This window comes from Flavobacteriales bacterium (assembly GCA_020635395.1).
GTDB lineage: Bacteria > Bacteroidota > Bacteroidia > NS11-12g > UBA9320 > UBA987.
The window spans coordinates 712,948-732,147 of sequence record JACJZV010000001.1; the positions used below are offsets into that span (position 1 = coordinate 712,948).

9 protein-coding genes and 1 other RNA gene are annotated in these 19,200 nt (G+C 40.6%); 9 read left to right on the top strand and 1 reads right to left on the bottom strand.

Annotation, left to right across the window (positions count from 1 at the left end; genetic code table 11):
• Positions 1-37: 37 nt before the first annotated feature.
• From fumC to H6607_03120, 4 genes are all read left to right on the top strand, one after another.
• Positions 38-1,438, top strand: coding sequence for a class II fumarate hydratase (gene fumC / locus H6607_03105; GenBank protein MCB9261354.1), 1,401 nt, complete (start codon positions 38-40; stop codon positions 1,436-1,438).
• A complete protein-coding gene (locus tag H6607_03110) occupies positions 1,431-2,711 on the top strand; it encodes an alpha/beta hydrolase (protein MCB9261355.1) in 1,281 nt (426 codons plus the stop codon). Before fumC ends, H6607_03110 begins: the two co-directional genes overlap by 8 nt.
• Positions 2,712-2,782: 71 nt before the next feature.
• A complete protein-coding gene (locus H6607_03115; GenBank protein ID MCB9261356.1) occupies positions 2,783-4,240 on the top strand; it encodes a T9SS type A sorting domain-containing protein in 1,458 nt (485 codons plus the stop codon).
• Positions 4,241-4,342: 102 nt separating this feature from the next.
• A complete protein-coding gene (locus tag H6607_03120) occupies positions 4,343-5,089 on the top strand; it encodes a hypothetical protein (GenBank protein ID MCB9261357.1) in 747 nt (248 codons plus the stop codon).
• 4 nt (positions 5,090-5,093) lie between these two features.
• On the opposite strand, the gene H6607_03125 is transcribed toward H6607_03120, so the two are convergent.
• Positions 5,094-6,728: an acyl-CoA carboxylase subunit beta gene (locus tag H6607_03125; GenBank protein ID MCB9261358.1), complete on the bottom strand. Its 1,635-nt coding sequence runs from the start codon at positions 6,726-6,728 to the stop codon at positions 5,094-5,096.
• Positions 6,729-6,933: 205 nt separating this feature from the next.
• On the opposite strand from H6607_03125, the gene ffs reads away from it, so the two are divergent.
• The 5 genes from ffs (at position 6,934) to H6607_03150 (ending at position 19,187) form a co-directional block, all read left to right on the top strand.
• Positions 6,934-7,025, top strand: an RNA gene (gene ffs / locus H6607_03130) — signal recognition particle sRNA small type.
• Between the two features lie 34 nt (positions 7,026-7,059).
• Positions 7,060-7,716 carry a fructose-6-phosphate aldolase gene (fsa, locus tag H6607_03135; protein ID MCB9261359.1) on the top strand — a complete coding sequence of 219 codons (657 nt, stop codon included), beginning with the start codon at positions 7,060-7,062 and terminating at the stop codon, positions 7,714-7,716.
• Between the two features lie 124 nt (positions 7,717-7,840).
• The gene (locus tag H6607_03140) at positions 7,841-8,512 is read left to right on the top strand and encodes a polyprenol monophosphomannose synthase (GenBank protein MCB9261360.1); all 672 of its coding nucleotides are present in this window, start codon (positions 7,841-7,843) and stop codon (positions 8,510-8,512) included.
• A 1,184-nt stretch (positions 8,513-9,696) separates the two neighbouring features.
• A complete protein-coding gene (locus tag H6607_03145) occupies positions 9,697-14,637 on the top strand; it encodes a T9SS type A sorting domain-containing protein (protein MCB9261361.1) in 4,941 nt (1,646 codons plus the stop codon).
• Between the two features lie 446 nt (positions 14,638-15,083).
• Positions 15,084-19,187, top strand: a complete 4,104-nt coding sequence (locus H6607_03150; GenBank protein ID MCB9261362.1) for a T9SS type A sorting domain-containing protein — start codon at positions 15,084-15,086, stop codon at positions 19,185-19,187.
• Positions 19,188-19,200 lie beyond the last annotated feature (13 nt).

Sequence of the window (19,200 nt, forward strand, 5' to 3'; positions counted from 1 at the left end):
TAACCTTATTAACTTTGCACCGACAAAAAATCATACAATGAATTTTAGAATAGAAAAAGACAGCATAGGAGAGGTAAAAGTACAGGCCGATAAATATTGGGGAGCTCAAACACAACGCTCGCTTGAAAACTTCAAAATAGGCAATCAATTAATGCCAATAGAGATTATACGTGCTTTTGGTGTATTAAAAAAATGTGCTGCCATGACCAACGTGGAGTTGGGCGTTTTAAGTCAAGAAAAATGTGATTTAATAGGCCAAGTATGTGATGAGATAATTGAGGGAAAGCTGAACGACCAGTTTCCGCTTGTTATTTGGCAAACCGGTAGCGGCACACAAAGCAACATGAACGTAAATGAGGTAATTGCAAACCGAGGTCACGTTTTGGCAGGCGGGCAGCTTTCGGATGCAAAAAAAGTACTTCATCCCAATGATGATGTTAATAAATCGCAAAGCAGCAACGATACTTTCCCAACGGCCATGAGTATTGCGGTTTATCAACAAATGGTTGATTTCGCTATTCCAGGCATTCAGGTATTGAGCGATACCTTGAAGAAAAAAGCCAGAGAGTTTAAAGACATCGTAAAAATTGGAAGAACCCATTTTATGGATGCCACACCACTCACGTTGGGTCAAGAATTTTCGGGTTATAGAAGACAATTAGAGCTTAGCATAAAGGCCATTGAAAAAGCCATGGACACTGCCAGCGAATTGGCATTGGGCGGAACGGCTGTTGGCACTGGTTTAAACACGCCCAAAGGCTATGCCGACTTGGTGGCCAAAAAAATAGCTTCCGAAACTGGTTTAGCACTAAAAACAGCTGTCAATAAATTTGAGGCATTAGCTGCCCACGATGCCATGGTAGAACTTCATGGAGCATTAAAGAGAGCTGCCGTTAGCCTTATGAAAATTGGCAACGATATCAGAATGCTCAGCAGCGGCCCCAGAAGCGGAATTGGAGAAATAATTATACCAAGCAACGAGCCGGGCAGCAGCATTATGCCAGGCAAGGTAAACCCAACACAAGCCGAGGCATTAACAATGGTGTGTGCTCAGGTTATGGGCAACGATGTGGCCGTGACAGTAGGCGGCAGTATGGGACATTTTGAGTTAAATGTATTTAAACCGATGATAGCGGCCAATTTACTCCAATCTGCACGCATATTGGGGCAGGCTTGTTTGAGTTTTAATGACAATTGCGTTCAGGGAATTGAGCCAAATTATGCCGAAATAAAAAATAAATTGGATAATTCGTTGATGCTTGTAACAGCATTGAATACACACATTGGCTACGACAATGCGGCCAAAATTGCCAAAAAAGCGTATGCCGATAACAGCACGTTAAAAGAAGCCGCGTTGGCACTTAATTTACTCACTGCCGAGCAATTTGACCAGTGGGTAAGACCCGAGAATATGATTGGAGAGGTGAACATTGATTAGGCATTTCTTATTTATTCTTTTTTTCTTTTCGGCATCGATAAACTTGTTTGCACAACAGGCTATTGCCAAAAAATTTGTTGAAAATTTGACCGAAGGAAAGCTGAGCTTGGCATATCGTTGTTTTGAAAAGGATGTGCAAAAAAGTCTTTCGAAAAGTTCATTTGAAGAAACTGCACAAAAAATAGGCATTATTAAAGCCGATTCTACCGATTACGTTTGCTCCACAGAAACAGAGAATGTGTACGCAGATTTTTATGCTTTTTATGCGGCAGGCAAAAAATCGTATATAAAAATTGTGAACCGCGGTGGAAAAATCATTGGCTTTTGGCTACCCGGTTTGGTGCCTTGTGCATCAAGCTATCAGCAACCTAACTATTCAAACAAGTATCAACATAAAGATACATTTATAACCCTGCCATCTGCCACCGGCAATGTAGAAATATGTCTAACAAAACCGCAAGGTGGTGTGTATGACAAAATTGTTTTGATTGTGTCAGGTTCGGGCAATTCGCCTATTGATGGGTCTTTTGAAAACATAAAAATGTATAAAGACCTCGCCGTAGGTTTGGCTCAAAATGGTATTGCCAGTGTGCGGTTTGAAAAATTTCAACGGCTCGATAAGGCCAAAATCAATTCAGTAACTTTTGATGATGAATACATCAAGGACATAAACCTGGTATTGGAGTTCTTGACTAAACAAAACAAAGAAGTAGTGCTGTTGGGACATAGCCTCGGCGGTCATGCTGTGGTACAATTTTTATCAGACTCAATTGCAGGAGCCGTTTTTATGGCATGCAATAATGAGCCACTGCACCATGCCATTGTTCGGCAAATGGAGTATTTGATGAGCTTAGATGCCCCCGAGCGGCGAGAGCTAAATGCCCAAGAGTTGATAAAACTTAAAAAAGAATCTGAGCGAATTGATTCGGCATTAAACACCCTGCCCGACACAGCCAAAATTTTTGAAATTCCGGTAAGTTATTGGAAATCATTGGGTTCAATTGATTTGGAAAAACTGGTAACACAAAATTTAAGTTTACCCATGTTTTTTATGCAAGGGTCGGCGGATTATAACGTACAAATAGATGATTTTCAGCAATGGATGAAATGGCTTGAAGGTGCTGAAAACGTTAAGTTTATGAGCTATGCCAACCTCGAACATTCATTTACACCTTATCCGGGCAATATGTCAACCCCAATGCACACCATGTATCCCAACAATGTGGATGCTCAGGTTATTTCTGATCTGGTCGGTTTCATTTTAGGCTTATAATTTTTTTTAAAAAGAATACAACCTCGGGTGGCAGAAATTCATCTACGGATAAACACATTACCGACATTATTATGAATTTCAGATTAATTGCATCCCGAGTTTGTTTGATTTCTCTAACCATTATTCTTTGCTCAATATTGTTTGTCCAGAATATTAAGGCACAAGGCAATCACTCGCCAAACAAAAGAAACAAAGCATTGATAATTAATTTTCTTCCATTTCAGGAGATTTGTTGGAGTGCATCCAAAATCAACTTAAAAATAACCAGTGATATAAGCCCCAGCAATGGTATTTGGCAGGCGATTGACTCTGTCGGATACGAATCGGCGGCGGCTTTTAATGCCGCCATGAGTGGAGACGACCTAATGGTTTCGCAAACTCCGTTGCCAAACAATGGAAAATCAAAAACCTATATGCTTAAATATACGGTGGGCGTGGGGGGCGATACAGCATCTATTGTTACACCAATTATCATTCGAGGAAAACCAACAGTAAAAATAAATAGCACACCATTGCAAGGTTACGTCAATAACCCACCTTATGTGCAATGCGAGCTGGATGGCGATATTTCTATGTCGGCAAATATTAAAAATGGCATCTGGTCGTCCGATGTAGTAAATGCATTTGAGGGAAATATACTGCAAATAGGCAAGATTAAAACACTTAACAAGCCGTTCTATATTCGATATACCGGAGTAGATACCTTTGGATGTACGGGCAAAGATTCTGCGTTGATTGAGATTCATGCCAAACAAGTAATTGTGCTGCCACCCGATACGGCCTTTACTTGGTATGCCCCCCAAATGGCAGTAAATTTAAAAGCTACAGTAAAAAATGCTTCGGATTTTACTTGGGTTTATTATCGCCCGAACGGGTACTACGATGACTACAAAGCCCTGAACACAACATTCCATTTTTCGGCCGATGAAGATAGCTTGACCAAGATGTTAATAATTGCAAACACAGCGGTTCGAACAGGAACCTCGAGCAATGTGTGCCCATATATGGAAGCCAGCATGTTCATTACAGTACACCCAGTGCCAAAGGCTTATTTTGATTTGGTGTATGATACCACTCAAAAATGGATAACGGCAAAAGCCCGCAGAAACAATTTTATGCACTATAGGTGGAATGCACCCGGAGTTACAGATACTGGAAAAACGGTTGCGTTTAGCACCTCGGCTTTTACTTCGGAAGAAATTCCAATAAAACTCACTGTATTTAATCATCTGGGCGATTCAGCCTCAGTCACCAACTTCGTCAATTTAAAATCGGGGAAGGTTACGGTTGAAGAAACAAAAATATTACCCATTGAATTATATCCTAACCCCGTGCAGGATGGCTTTTTTATAAAAACCAACGAGACAAAGATTTTAAGTATTTCGGTTTTGGGTGCAGATGGTAAACAAATAAATGTGGGTATGGATGCCAATGGTTTTGTGCGATGCGATTATCTAAAACCGGGGTTTTATTGTTTAGTTGTAAATACCTCAAACGGGAAATACAGCCAACCATTTATAAAGGAATGATGTTCTTTGTGTCCTGCTTCTAATGGATTATGACAAACCTGACACAATAATTACATTTCTTTTTCGATTAGTAGTTTACCCCCTTAATGGTTTTATTGCCGAATGAAAAAAGTCTTAACGTTGTGTGTTTTGTCTTCCTTGAGTTTAATAACGACCAAGGCTATTGCACAAAACATCCTTTTAAGCGACAGTATGGTGGAAGCCATTGTTCAGACACGGCAGGTGCAATCGAAACTGGAAACCGAAAATGAAATTTTGACAATAAAGGTGGAACATTTGAGCTACGATACGGCTCAATTAAAACAAACCATTCGAGATTTAACCACCGAGAAAAATGAACTCGAGAATCAAGTAAATCGGTTTAAAAATGGCATTTTTTTGGGCCTCGGCTTTGGGTTTAACTATTTCTTTAACAATCCGCAAAGCTATTATGTAAAACCCGACAGCACGCTTGGCACGTATGGCCGAACCAACGGAATGAGTTTTATCTTATCCGGGTTTATGGCATACAAAATTTCCGAAAAAAACAGCCTGATATTTAACGTTCCGCTAGGAGATGTAACCAACCGAGACGAGTTTAAAATAGGTCTTTTTAATCAGAAAATGGCCGGAGGCATAGGCTTTGGCCGCAACTTGGGCAATGTGTCTCTAATAGGCATCATCAACATAAGCCCCTATGAGCAGGTGGAATATGAGCTGATAAAAAACGAAAAATTTGAGTACGAGAAATTTACCAAAATAACTCCGGATGATTTGCCATCCACCACCCGCTATAGCCCCAGCATTACCTTTGGTTTTTCGTATAATTTTTTACCCGAAAAGTCGCCATTGAAAATGGGGGAGTATTGAACCCTCACGTTTGCAGCACACCCACATTAAAACGCTCAATGGGCTTTTGATTGGCAATTTCAATGCCTTTGCTTATCCACTGTCGGGTTTTGGTGGGGTCAATAATGGCATCCACCCAAAGACGTGCCGCCGCATATTCGGGAGTGGTTTGGTTGTCGTATCGGGTAATGATTTTGTTTAGCAGAGCCTGCTCATCCTCTGCACTTATTTCTTTTCCTTGTTTGGCCAACGAGGCTTTTTCTATTTGCAAAAGCACTTTGGCCGCCTGTTCGCCACCCATTACAGCTATCTTGGCTGTGGGCCAGGCCACAATCAGTCGGGGGTCGTATGCCTTGCCGCACATGGCATAGTTGCCCGCCCCGTAGCTGTTGCCAATAATGATGGTAAATTTAGGAACGGTGCTGTTGCTCATGGCGTTTACCATTTTAGCACCATCTTTTATTATGCCCCCGTTTTCCGACCGCGAGCCAACCATAAATCCGGTAACATCTTGCAAAAACACCAACGGTATTTTCTTTTGATTGCAGTTCATGATAAAACGAGCAGCTTTATCAGCCGAGTCGCTGTATATAACACCTCCAAATTGCATTTCGCCCTTTTTGGTTTTTACAATTTGACGGTTGTTGGCCACAATGCCCACCGCCCAGCCATCAATACGGCCAAAACCACAGATAATGGTTTTGCCATAATCTTTTTTGTATTGCTCAAAATCGCCATTATCAACAAGGGTTTCAATAAGTTGCAGCGAATTGTATGGTTTTGAGCGGTCGTTTGGCAAAATTCCGAATAGGTCTTTTTGATTGGGTACCGAAAATTTAGCATCTGATTTGTTGAAACCCGCTGTTTCAAAACTACCCACCTTATCCATCAAAAATTTTATTCGGTCGAGGCACGATTTGTCGTCTGGAAATCGGTCGTCGATAACTCCCGAAATTTCGGTTTGCGAAACAGAGCCTCCCAGCGTTTCATTGTCTATATCTTCGCCAATGGCTGCTTTTACCAAATAACTTCCGGCTAAAAAAATAGAGCCCGTTTTGTCCACAATCAGGGCTTCATCGCTCATAATGGGCAAATAGGCACCTCCGGCCACACAACTTCCCATTACCGCCGCAATTTGAATAATGCCTTTGCTGCTCATAATGGCGTTGTTTCTAAAAATGCGGCCAAAATGTTCTTTGTCCGGAAAAATTTCGTCCTGCATGGGCAAATAAACACCCGCACTATCCACCAAATAAATAATGGGCAGATTGTTTTCCATGGCAATTTCCTGAAACCGCAGGTTCTTTTTTCCTGTTATCGGAAACCACGCCCCAGCCTTTACCGTGGCATCGTTAGCCACAATAAGACAGCTTTTGCCGGATACTTTGGTAATGCCGCCTACCACACCTCCGGCCGGGCATCCGCCGTGCTCGACATACATATCAAACCCTGCAAAGTCCCCAATTTCGAGAAAATCGGCATCTTCATCTTTGAGATAATCAATGCGTTCGCGAGCCAACATTTTGCCTTGGCTTTTTTGTTTTGCCGCCGATTTTTCGCCTCCGCCTTTTCGTATTTCCAATAAATCGCGGTTTATTTTGGCAAGCAGTTGCTTGTTGAGGTCTTCGTTTTTGTTAAATTCTAATTGCTCCGAATTCATGGTTCAAAACAACTATTTTTTTGCGAAAAATTCGGTTAAAGTTGGAAAACAGTTTTTCATGCTCAGATAGAATGAACGGTAGCATAATATGATTGATACTACCGGTTGAGAAAAAGTCGGGGGCTATAAATGGGTATATGGAAGTGTTGGTTTCAAATCTCTCAAAAAACAATTTATTTATAAAAAAGTAAATACTACCTTTGCCCCCGGCTGACACGACCAGCTCCCTCTGAACTCCCCCAGGGCAGGAATGCAGCAAGGGTAGGAGGTTGTAGCGGTGCGATGTCGGCCTTTTTTTATTTTCTATTTTTGACCCAAAATTAAAAGTTGTATGAAGTTTTTTATTGATACCGCCAATTTAGATCAAATAGCCGAAGCACAAGATTTAGGAATTTTAGACGGAGTGACCACCAACCCAAGCCTGATGGCAAAAGAGGGTATAGTGGGGGAGGCAAATATTCGTAAACACTACAAAGACATTTGCAAAATTGTGGATGGAGATGTGAGTGCAGAAGTTATTAGCACCACGTTTGAAGAAATGATAAAAGAGGGCGAATCGTTGGCCAACATTGATGATAAAATAGTGGTGAAAGTGCCCATGATAAAAGATGGTATCAAGGCCATTCGCTGGTTTACCGATAATGGAATAAGCACCAATTGCACCTTAGTTTTTTCGGCGGGTCAGGCCATATTGGCTGCCAAAGCCGGAGCCACCTATTTGTCTCCGTTTATAGGCCGAGTAGATGATATTAGCTGGGATGGTATGGAGTTGATTCAGCAAATAGCCAATATATATGCTCTGCAAGGGTTTAGCACAGAAATATTAGCTGCCTCCATTCGAAACCCGCTTCATATTGTTAAAGCTGCCGAAGCAGGAGCAGATGTTTGCACTTGCCCACTAAGTTCCATTTTGGGACTATTAAAACATCCATTAACCGATATTGGACTTGAACAATTTTTGGCCGATTATAAAAAATCCGGCAACTAATCAAAGATTTTAAGCGTTATAAAGAGCAATCAGTTTTGGTTGCTCTTTTTTTTATATACTTACACCCGTTTTGAAAAACATAGTCATCATACCCACCTACAACGAAATTGAGAACATCGAAAAGATGGTGCGAACCGTTATGGGACTTGATTTCGACATCGATATTCTGATTGTGGATGATGGCTCGCCTGATGGCACGGCCCAGAAAGTAGTAGAGCTACAAAAGGAGTTTGGCGGGTTGCATATCTTGCAAAGAACGGAAAAGCAAGGCCTTGGCACAGCCTATATACATGGTTTTAAGTGGTGCTTGCAGCACAAATACGACTATGTTTTTGAGATGGACTGCGATTTTTCGCACAATCCGGCTGATTTAAAAAGATTGCACCAAGCCTGCGTAACTGAGCCTGCCGATGTCGCCGTAGGGTCGAGATATGTAAATCATTTGGTAAATGTGGTAAACTGGCCTATGGGAAGGGTGTTGTTGAGCTATTTTGCTTCCATGTACGTTCGATGGGTAACCCGACTAAAAATAATGGATACCACGGCCGGTTTTGTGTGCTATAGAGCTAAAGTGCTGGAAAAAATAAACCTTGATAAAATAAAATTTCGGGGTTATGCCTTTCAAATTGAAATGAAATTTACCGCTGTTCAATACGGATTTACGGTTACCGAAGTGCCAATAATATTTACCGACCGAACCGCCGGAACCTCAAAAATGAGCAAAGGAATTGTTAGAGAGGCTCTTTTTGGAGTTGTTCAGCTCAAAATTCAAAGCATTTTCAGGAAGTATAAATAGGGTGTTCTGTTCCCCATTTTGGATTTGCAAATTCATTGTGAGACAAAATTTTAAAAATGGATTATTTGTTTTAGGTGTATCTAATTGAAAATAAGTGTTTTGTAAATTTTAATTGGTTTGGCTTTGAATTTGATACTACGAAAGTAGAAAGCATGTTAGTTGTCAAGTCGAGTGTAAAGCATCAATATATATTTTTTTGATTGCTACCGCCGTTTAGGTCATTTCACTTTCCTTCTACATGTCATTTTATGGATATTACGTACAATATGAATATTTCATAAGTGTAAAAAATTTTATTTTAATACAAAGCACAGTAATCAATTAGTAGCATAATTAGATTTTAAGGACCCCGTGAGATACGGGGTTCTTTTTTAAGAATTTCAATGTTGCATATTTATTTATAAGTGTAAATAAAATGGCCATAAACGAAAACAAACGTCTTTTGGAATGCAAAATGTCTAAAAACAGGAATTTATTCCCAAAATGAATCAAAGTATATTTTTTATTAATACTAATACGTTTAATTTTTATTTTTTAATACACAGGTAATCAGCGTGTTATGTTCCATTTTTGACTAAATTTTCAAATTGGTACGCTTTTGAATATAAGATTCTTAAGAAAATTTAAAAAAATGAAAAATTACTTTATTCGATTACTTGTGTTAACTGTAATACTTGCGACCCACGTGTCGCTGAGTGCACAGATGGTATTGACCTATTGCGAACCTCGAGGAGCAGGGTATGATGGAGATAACGAGGTTCTTGTGGATGCTTCGGGAAATAAATACCAACTTATTATGACCCAAGACCCAAATTATCCTGTAACCTCGGGAACATCTCCTGGAGGAGATGTTAATTTGGTCTTGGAGAAATATGATGCGTCAAACAATTTGGTGTTTAGTAAATATCTAATCGGAGGAAATGGGAATGATAGGTTGACTGATTTGTATATCAATTATAATGACCGTTTCATTTTGGCCAACAATAAACTATACATCTGTGGGAACACTACCAGTACAAACTTCTATACTACAGATGGCTCTACCTACAAGGGGAATATTGATGCTTTTTTGCAGGTGTATGATTTAAGCGGAAATTTACTTCTTAGCAAGCTCATTGGAACTTCGTATTTAGACTATTCTCCGCACCTTCAGGTAGATACAGATGATATTTACGTTATTTTTAATGAAGCTGATTTCGCTGGTTTGCCCGTCAGTACGGGGGGGGCAGGCATATTCCGCTGGTGGGGATATTTACTATGCCCGCTATTCTCAAACAGGAACATTAAAATATGCCACCTACATTGGTGGAAGCGGCGGTGAATTTAGTATAGGAAGTACGTTGTATAATGATAAACTTTTGATTGCCGGAACCACAACAAGCGATGATTTAGCTACGACTGATGTTAGTGTTTTAAAAGGTACTTCTGATGTTTTCTTCTATTCTGCTCGCAACGACAATACTGTAAACACGCTTCGGTATTTTGGCGGCGATGGACAAGATGTGTCAGAAAACTTTGAGGGGGAAAACGGCAATGGGTATTTAATGATGTCCACCTTTTCGGAGGATTTGCCAACCAGCAATAATATTTCAGGTCAATATCAAAATTATTACTTTGCAAAAGTAAATATCGATGGTGGCCTACTTTATGGGTCGTATTTTGGCTATCAAGGTCTTCAGTGGGCTACGGCCGATTTTAGCGTTCATGACGGTAAAACCTATTTTGCAACAGTTACGCAGCAATCAGGGTTAATTACCACGGATGGTTCGTCATCCGTATCTGGTTATAACACCCCTTTTGTAATGGTGTTAAATGCACAAAACAATATTGAATTTGCTTCCTACTATGGGGCAGGTGGACCAACAGATGAAGATGCTATTTGGTATAGCAAAGAGCCTTTTAAATTTTACAACGGAAACTTCTATTTCTTAGCGTATCTTTTTGAACCTGTTTTGGCCGGAGGGGGGTCTATACTAAAAGCCACAAATCAATATAATCTGCAAGATTATGAACAATACATTCTTAGTATGGCGGTGTATAACAGTTCTACATATCAACTTAAATACAGCGGGCAAATACCCGTTGGAGGGTCTCGAAGCCAGATTGCCGGTTTCTATGACGATAAGATATACATATACTTTATGTCATATTCGGCTTTTCACACTGTACCAGTAAACTTTCTTTCATATTCAACCGTCGGTTATTCAGAGATAAGTATTGGTTATTCAACGCATGCCACTAATACGGTTACTCCTTCATCGCAAACTAAATGTAAACAGGGTTTGGCCGATGTATTGGATGGCAATGAGGTAACGATTGCTGCCGAATCATTTCCACCAATATATACTTATTCCTACTACAGCGGGCAAGATCCACTCTATGTAATGTATTCTGGAATAAAATACCAATGGCAAGAAGCATCGAGTCCCACAGGTCCATGGACGGATATAGCCGTAGGAGTGTTGGAAGATTATTTGCCCTCTATTGGCAATAGCAATGCATATTATCGAAGAATTGCCAAAGGCGTTTCCTTTGCTTCAGTCGGAGATACAAGCAACGTAGTTTCGGTATTGGTAAATGGTTTTACGGCACCCACCGTTGATGCGGGCGGAGTAAAACGAACCTGTCCCAATTCGGCTGTAACCATAGGCGGCAGCCCTACAGCCACAGGCGGTGCAACCCCTTATACCTATTCATGGGATTTAGGTTCTTTCTTATCCAGCACCACAATTGCCAATCCGGTGGCTACAGTTCCTGTAACAACGGTTTTTGAGGTATTGGTAACCGATAATAACGGATGTAAACAGATAGACCAGGTGGTGGTAATGGCACACAAAGCCAATGCAGGCCCCGATAAAGGAGCTTGTTCAGGTGTGGCTACTTTGATAGAGGCAGAACCGGTAGTAGGCTATACAGGAGTGACTTATTCTTGGTCTCCATCTACAGGGTTGAGTGCCACAAACATTGCCCAGCCTATGGCCAATCCGGCTTCAACCACTACCTATACTTTAACCCAAGTGTTGACCAAAAGTGGAGGCGGCACGTGTACTACCACAGATCAAGTAATTGTAACACCCGTATCCATCACCGGTGGATTTGCCGGAGCCGACAAGGTTATATGCAGGGGTTCAACCACTTCATTGGGAGCAAGCCCACAGTCAGGATTTACCTACACATGGGCACCGGGCAATTATTTGACCAGCAACAATGCCTCAACCACAACATTCGATGCAGGAAGCTTCTTCCCAAGTCCCAACCCATTTACCTATTATGTCACAGCCACCAAAGCAGGTTGTACGTTTGTAGATGACGTGGTAGTTTCTGTAATTGATGCAAATGCCGGTGTGGATGGTTGTGGGCCAAGAGTGGTAGGAGTAGGAGATCAAACTCCGAATATTACCGAAACTTGGACATGGACAAAAATTTCAGGAGGAGGCAACTTCTCATCAGGTGCTCCTTTAAATCAGGCAACCTCTAATGTAACGGCTACCCCATCGGGCAGCACCACTTACCAGCTTTCAGCATCTTATGGAGGAACTACATGTACCGATCAGGTAATAGTACCACAATGTGGATGTGTAATGAATATTGCAGTGTCCGCCCCTCACGGATGTCCTAAAACAGCATTTGGCGATACCGTATGGTTAACCGCAAGCGGTGCCAGCATTTTGGATTTGAATCCAAATAACTTTACCTATTCATGGTCGGCCACCGGTGGAGTAGGTCTATCATCAACCACAGGAAGAACCATTTATATAACCAATGGCAACGCAGGAACAGTAACGGTAACAGCTTCAAGCGTGTTGGATCCGGGCTTTAGCTGTAGTGCGTCATTGACGGTAAACGCTCCTGCATGGTCATTGCCCACATTTTCGGCATTGCAAGACACTATTTGTTCAGGAACAACGGTTAGCGTAGGTCAGGCACCGGTATCGGGATACAGCTATTTGTGGTCTGGAGTCGGTTTGAGCAGCACAACAGTAAGCAATCCAACCGTTACCCCAACCGTAACTTCATCGTATTATGTACGAGTAACAGACGCTGCAAACGGTTGTTTTGTTGATAAATCGGCGAATGTAGCGGTTCGGGATGTAGTGGCCGACGCAGGACCTGATTGGTACACCTGTCAAAACGCTATTGTACAATTGGGTACACCAGCCTTGCCAAATTATTCATACTATTGGTTGCCTACATCTACTTGGCAAAACGGCACTTCACAAACCAGTGCACAACCCGAAGTAAGAGTAAGTACAAATATTTCGTATAATGTTTTGGTTACCGACAATGTTACAGGATGTACCAAAAGAGATACCGTTGATATTACCGTAATGAGTACACCAACCATTTATGCAGGTACAGACAAAGTTGCCTGTAAAGGTGGGGCTGGGGTTCAAATAGGCCTCCCAGCTTTGCACAATGTAACCTATAGCTGGAGTCCATCTACAGGATTAAGCTCAAGCAAAGTGGCACAACCTATAGCCAACCCCAATTCAACAACGGTGTACACACTAACGGCAACTTTCCCTGGTTGTGGAGCAACAGCAACCGACCAAGTGGTAGTAACCGTAAGCGATCCTTCGTTCACAATGTCTGATATTCAATACTGCCCAAGTTCAGGGCCGGTGGACATTGGTACGAATGCTCCAACAGGCATGACTTCTTATTCATGGTCGCCTGCACATTTGGTTTCCAATCCGGCAATTAGAAACCCCTCCACCAATGTTGGTCAACCCACAACGTTTACACTTACCGTAACAAATTCCAGCGGATGTGTGGCCTCTGCCTCATTGTTGGTATCACCGAATAATCCTGCACCTATTGCTGGAGAAGATGCAACGATATGTACCGGAGATCAGTTAACATTGGGTTCGGCAAGCAACACTACTGGTACATTCGACTGGAATCCTAAAACCAATTTGTCTTGTGGTTCTTGTGCAGAGCCTGTATTTAGTACGAATTCGGCCGGAACATATAGAATAGTGCTCACACAAACGGTAACGGATAAATTTGGTACTTGTGTCAATTCAGATACTGTAGATATTACGGTTAAAACGTTTACACAACCTACTTTGACAACCAATTATTCAACCTGTTTAGGAAATTCTATTGAAATAGGATATACCCCAACAAGTGGTGTTGATTATTATTGGTCTCCGTCAAACATTGTGAGCGACCCTTACAGCTCAATAACAACGGTGACAACAACTACCAGTGAGCAACTTACTTTGGTTGCCATCAACCCTGACGGTTGTGTAAAAGAGCAATCAACTTTTGTAGCGGTAAGCCCAATTGCGGCACCTACCATTACCATGAGTGATTTGACCCTTTGCTTGAGCGGAGGCACAGGTAATTTTAACCCGTCAATTTCGCCAAGTGGAACATATACTTATCTATGGACACCACCCACAGGATTGAGCAATCCAAACATTCAAAATCCGAATGTTTCGCCAATCACCAGCGGTGTGACAACATACGAATTGACTGCAACAAACCAAGCAAATGGTTGCTTTGGAACGGAAACAGCCAATCTGAATGTCATAAATTGTACACCACTACCGGTAGAGATAATAGCTTTTGATGCCAACTGGAAAGGTCAGGCGGTTGAGGTTGTTTGGAGTACAGCGTCTGAGATGAACAACAGCCACTTTATTGTAGAACGCAGTATTGATGGAGGTTTGACCTATATAGAAATAGGCTTTGTATCAACAGAGGCAGAAAACGGAAATTCAAATTATGTAATCGACTACTCCTTTATAGACATAGATGCCGGCATGATGCCCGGAAACGTGCTATGCTATAAGCTGAAACAAGTGGATTACGATGGCAACTGGGAATATGTTGGAGCGAAATGTTTGAACAAAAATTCAAAAGAAACATTGGATTATGTTTTGTATCCAAATCCTGCCGACGACAAATTGAATATATCGTTTGGTCAAAACACCCGTCAATCGGTGCAGATACGCATAATAAATAGCATTGGTCAAGAAATGTTGAACGAAAACGAATCAATGCCATACACAGATCAGGTATTGAGCATTGATTTGTCAGATTGGCCAAGAGGTATTTATACAGTCGAAATCATGTTTGGCAATCGAATAGAAGCTAAAAAATTAATTGTTCGATAGAACAATTCGAAGAGCACACAATAGATAGTTCGAATAAAGTTAAGCCTCATACTTCGGTATGGGGCTTTCTTTTTTTTAATCCAGAATAACCTGTTGTTTATCAAGATAACATAAAACGAAGAATAGGCTCAATAGGTGACTCTCGAAACATCAACGGCAAAATCGCAGAATGTTTATGCATTTTTTGCAATAAAAAAAAAGTCGGTTCGTTAGTTTTCCACCAAAGAAAGAATCAATAGAAGTAAGAGAAAGATGTATAGCTCTGAGTCTATTTTGAAGAAAAGAAGTCTAATTATGAGAATTTTTTCCAGCATATTGAAATAAAATTGGCTCGTAAATTTCTCAAAAAAGTACATAAGTTATTGATTTTCAATTAATTGATTGTTGGCGTCGATAGATATTGGCGGTGGCATGGAAATTGTAACTACTGCAAAAAAATTCGCGACATGTGTAGAAAATTTATTGATAATTGCGTTAAAACCAAAACGACTTTCCCATTTTTTGTAACCATCTTTCTATTTCTGTTTAGTTTCAACAACAGCTTTGCTCAAATTGTTACTTCGGTAGATGGAGGAAAAGGGTGTACAGGAGAAGTAATTACCGTTTCAGAAAGTACTAAAGATGCCCAAACAGTTACCTGGGATTTAGGTAAAGATGCCACGTTGGACGGATCAAAAGGTACTTCAGAAAGAAATATCATATTCGCTAAGGCCGGAACGTACACCATTACAGCTACGGTTACCGATTCTAAAGGATCAACAAAAACTTATACAACAACCGTAACCGTAGAAAATTGCTGCGATTTTAATGCAGTAATAATTACTTCGGTTGATACCGTTTGTTTGGGTGAATATGTTGCCGTATCCGCTCAAAGTCAAGGAACAGGGTTTGACTACGATTGGAATTTCGGCGGAGGCTCTGCTGCGTCTAATCAAGGAGTTGGACCTCATTATGTTTACTTCAGTACAACTGGTTTGCATACTATAACGCTTACCGTTAATGAAACGTGTAGCTGTAATAAATGTACGGATCAAGTTGCAACAAAGCAAATTTACGTAAAACCTTCACCAGTTATTTCATCCTTAACTTCTACCGCAAGTGGATGTATGTACGTTGGTCAGAACTATAATTTTTTAGTAAATGCAACAAGTGGCAGCACCATTTCATGGTATTCTTCTAATGGCATTATATCATCTTCAAGCAACTCTGCGGCAACCGTAAAATGGAACACTCCGGGTTTACAACAACTTTGTGTGTCAGCAACTTTAGACGGATGTTCAGCAGAATTGTGTGAGAATTTTTCAATCATTACTACTTCGTGCCCAACAGCTGGGTTCAACCTTCCTGATTCTGCCTGTCAAAATCAACCAGTAGTTATTTTAAGCACGGGAAATAATGGATACGGCACAAGCTATAGCTGGAGTTTTACTGGCTCAAATCAATCAAGTGCAAGTACACAAAATGCCAGTGTAGTATTCAATTCTACCGGAATGCAAACTGTAAAACTTGTAGTTTCAAAATGTGGATGTGCAAGTGATTCAATTACCAAAACCATTTATATTAAACCAACACCGGTGGCCAACATTACAGGACCATCTTGTGGCTCTATTGGCCAAACATACAATTTTTCTAATCCGGTTTCTCCTTTGTCAGGAGTTAGCTACACTTGGAGCTTTGGCGGAGGAAATGGAACAAATCCAACACCTGCCACTGCGGCCATTTCGTGGAGTAATTATGGTTCGAAAGAAGTTTGTATAACTGTTTCTAAAAACGGGTGTTCGGCAACAGATTGCAATACAATTATGATTGTAGATTCAATTTGCCCAATTGCCGACTTCAATCTTCCTGACACCGTTTGTCAAGGAGAAGAAATATATGTTAATGCTGTAAATCAAGGTTTTGGAACAAACTACGATTGGACTTTTGAAGGAGGAAATCCACCAAGCGATGATTATATATCATCAGCTGTTTCATTTAGCCAAGTGGGAGATGCTGATGTTAAATTGATAGTGAGTAAATGTGGTTGCGATAACGATTCGCTTACAAAGACCGTTTACGTTAAGCAATCACCAGCTGCGAGTGTTACTGGAGCTAATTTTGGATATGTAGAAACCGTTTATACGTTTTATGCCCCTATAATCAGTGGAGCTTCATACAGTTGGACGGTTGACGGTGGAACTATTGTTGGAACACCTTCAAGCAGCATAAGTGTTAAATGGTCAACCTTAGGCTACAAAAGTGTTTGTGTGAATATAATGAATAGTGGCGGATGTAGCAGCGACGCATGTTTTACAATTGGTATAATAACCAACACTTGTCCGGATGCAATCATTAATGGACCGGTTTCTGGTTGTGTGGGAGATAGTCTTGTTTTTTCTGCCACAGATCAAGGTTGTGGAGTAGATTATTTCTGGAACATTGGCGGAGTTAGCGGAACAGGGTTGTCCAATTCTGTTGTATTTACCGCACCGGGTACATACCAAGTAATGTTGTATATTACTACTTGTGGATGTAATTCATGTCAAAACGATACAGCATATCAAACAATAACAATACATCCAGTGCCAACTGCGTCAATAAATGGCCCAACGGCAGGATTTGTAAATGTTAATTATACGTTCACAACACCTGCTCAAAACGGAGTAACCTTTTCTTGGTCGGCCAATGGCCCAGCATCTCCAGCAACAGGTAGTGGACAAAACTTTACCACATCTTGGAGTACTCAAGGTGCATTCCAAGTATGTTTAGAAGCATCAAATGCTTTAGGTTGTGCAACCACCTCATGTCATGTAATTACGATTTCTGACACCGCTGGCAACGGAGATACATGTGTTGACAAGGCCGTTTTTGAATTGGGAGATTTGGGATTGAACGTTGATTTGGACAATAAAGTAATTTACAATCCAAGTGCAATAGTTGTATTTAATAAGATAGACCCAAACAATGTGGTTATCACACAAGCTACCTCTACATTCTATGTAAGAAATGGGGTAACAGATACAAATTCATACTGGAGTCAAGAACAATACAATACTCAGTCTAAATTGTGCTATCATTTCGACCAATCATTAGATGGAGTATCATTCAGCGTTTTTGATTTGGATTATAATAACACAAGTGATTATAGACTTATGGAGTGTTTTGGAATTGAGGCATACGATGGTGGAGTTGTAGTTCCAATTACCAGTTTAGATTACACATTAGGCAGTTTTGTTGATTACAATTCGAATACCGATTTGTTCTGCAATACAACTGGATTGGTTCCAAACAACTCAAATATAGGAGATGTTGACTTCTTATTAACTAATTCGGTTGACTCAATTTGCATCGAATTTTGGGTTCAAGCCACCGATGGAATACAAGTTGCACCAGAGGGAGATATAGGCATCAGCGATATAGAGCATTGCTATAAAGAGCCTATTTATTGCCTTTCTGCTGATTTGCAATTTAGCGACTTAGGGTTTAACACACCAATTGATGGTCAAACTATTGCTACAGGAAATACATCAGCCAAGTTTGTGCTGGATGATCCGAATCAAATAGTTTTTGATTTTATGACTGACGACAACTATTTGAGATCGGCATTAGATACAACAGCCTTGTGGGTTCAAGATCCAACCGGTGCTCAAAAAAGCCAGGTTTGTATATCGTTCAATCACAACACAAAAGATGTAAGTTTTGATATTTATGATCTTGATTTTAATGACGATACAGATTTTAAATTGTATGAATCTGTAGATGTGTCAGCCTATAATATGGGAAATGTTGCTAGTTTAACATTCATGGATTATACGTTGGGAAGTTCTGTAGATGTAACAGGCAATACCTTCTTTAACAAAGTGGGCATGGTTGGAAGCAATGGCAATGATGGTGATGTAAGTCTTCACTTCTCTTTTAACGTTGACTCTGTTTGTTTGACCTTCTATTCCGAAGGAGAATCATTAAACACAGCAGTACCAAACGCAGATTTGGGTATTAGCGATATTACTGTTTGCGATATTCCAGTTCCGGTTCCAGTAACTTGGATTGGTTTTGTAGCCCAAAAACAGGGAGATAAAGATGTACATTTGTCTTGGACCACTGGAAGCGAAGAGAACAATAGCCACTTCGAGATAGAGCGATCATTTGATGGATACAAATTTGAAAAAGCCTTGCCAGAAGTTTCTGGTGCAGGAACAACCAGTCAAATCAGCAAATATGATGCTTTTGATTTTAACCTTCCTGTTGGTGTAGTTTACTATAGAATTAAACAAGTGGACTTTGATGGCAATTTTGAGTATTCAGAAGTTCAGGCAGTTCAATTCTATGGAGAGAACGAAATGGTGGTTTATCCAAACCCAGCCAGCGACGCTATCAATGTAGAGTTTGAGGCAGGTAAAAATCAGAGAGTAACCATTACCAATTTTGCCGGACAGGTAATAGGAGTTTACCAATTGAACGAGTTCGGAAGATTAAGTATCAGCACTGAGGATTATCCTCATGGAATGTATTTTATAAGAGCAGAAAGTAAATACGGGATTACTACTCAAAAGGTGGTAGTGAACAAATAAGAGCTATTTGTTG

Bases quoted from the DNA above. Each gene is read 5' to 3' on its own strand.
- fumC (MCB9261354.1), top strand. From the start codon at position 38: ATGAATTTTAGAATAGAAAAAGACAGCATAGGAGAGGTAAAAGTACAG.
- H6607_03115 (MCB9261356.1), top strand. From the start codon at position 2,783: ATGAATTTCAGATTAATTGCATCCCGAGTTTGTTTGATTTCTCTAACC.
- H6607_03120 (MCB9261357.1), top strand. From the start codon at position 4,343: ATGAAAAAAGTCTTAACGTTGTGTGTTTTGTCTTCCTTGAGTTTAATA.
- H6607_03125 (MCB9261358.1), bottom strand. From the start codon at position 6,728: ATGAATTCGGAGCAATTAGAATTTAACAAAAACGAAGACCTCAACAAG.
- fsa (MCB9261359.1), top strand. From the start codon at position 7,060: ATGAAGTTTTTTATTGATACCGCCAATTTAGATCAAATAGCCGAAGCA.
- H6607_03140 (MCB9261360.1), top strand. From the start codon at position 7,841: ATGGTGCGAACCGTTATGGGACTTGATTTCGACATCGATATTCTGATT.
- H6607_03145 (MCB9261361.1), top strand. From the start codon at position 9,697: ATGAAGCTGATTTCGCTGGTTTGCCCGTCAGTACGGGGGGGGCAGGCA.
- H6607_03150 (MCB9261362.1), top strand. From the start codon at position 15,084: ATGTGTAGAAAATTTATTGATAATTGCGTTAAAACCAAAACGACTTTC.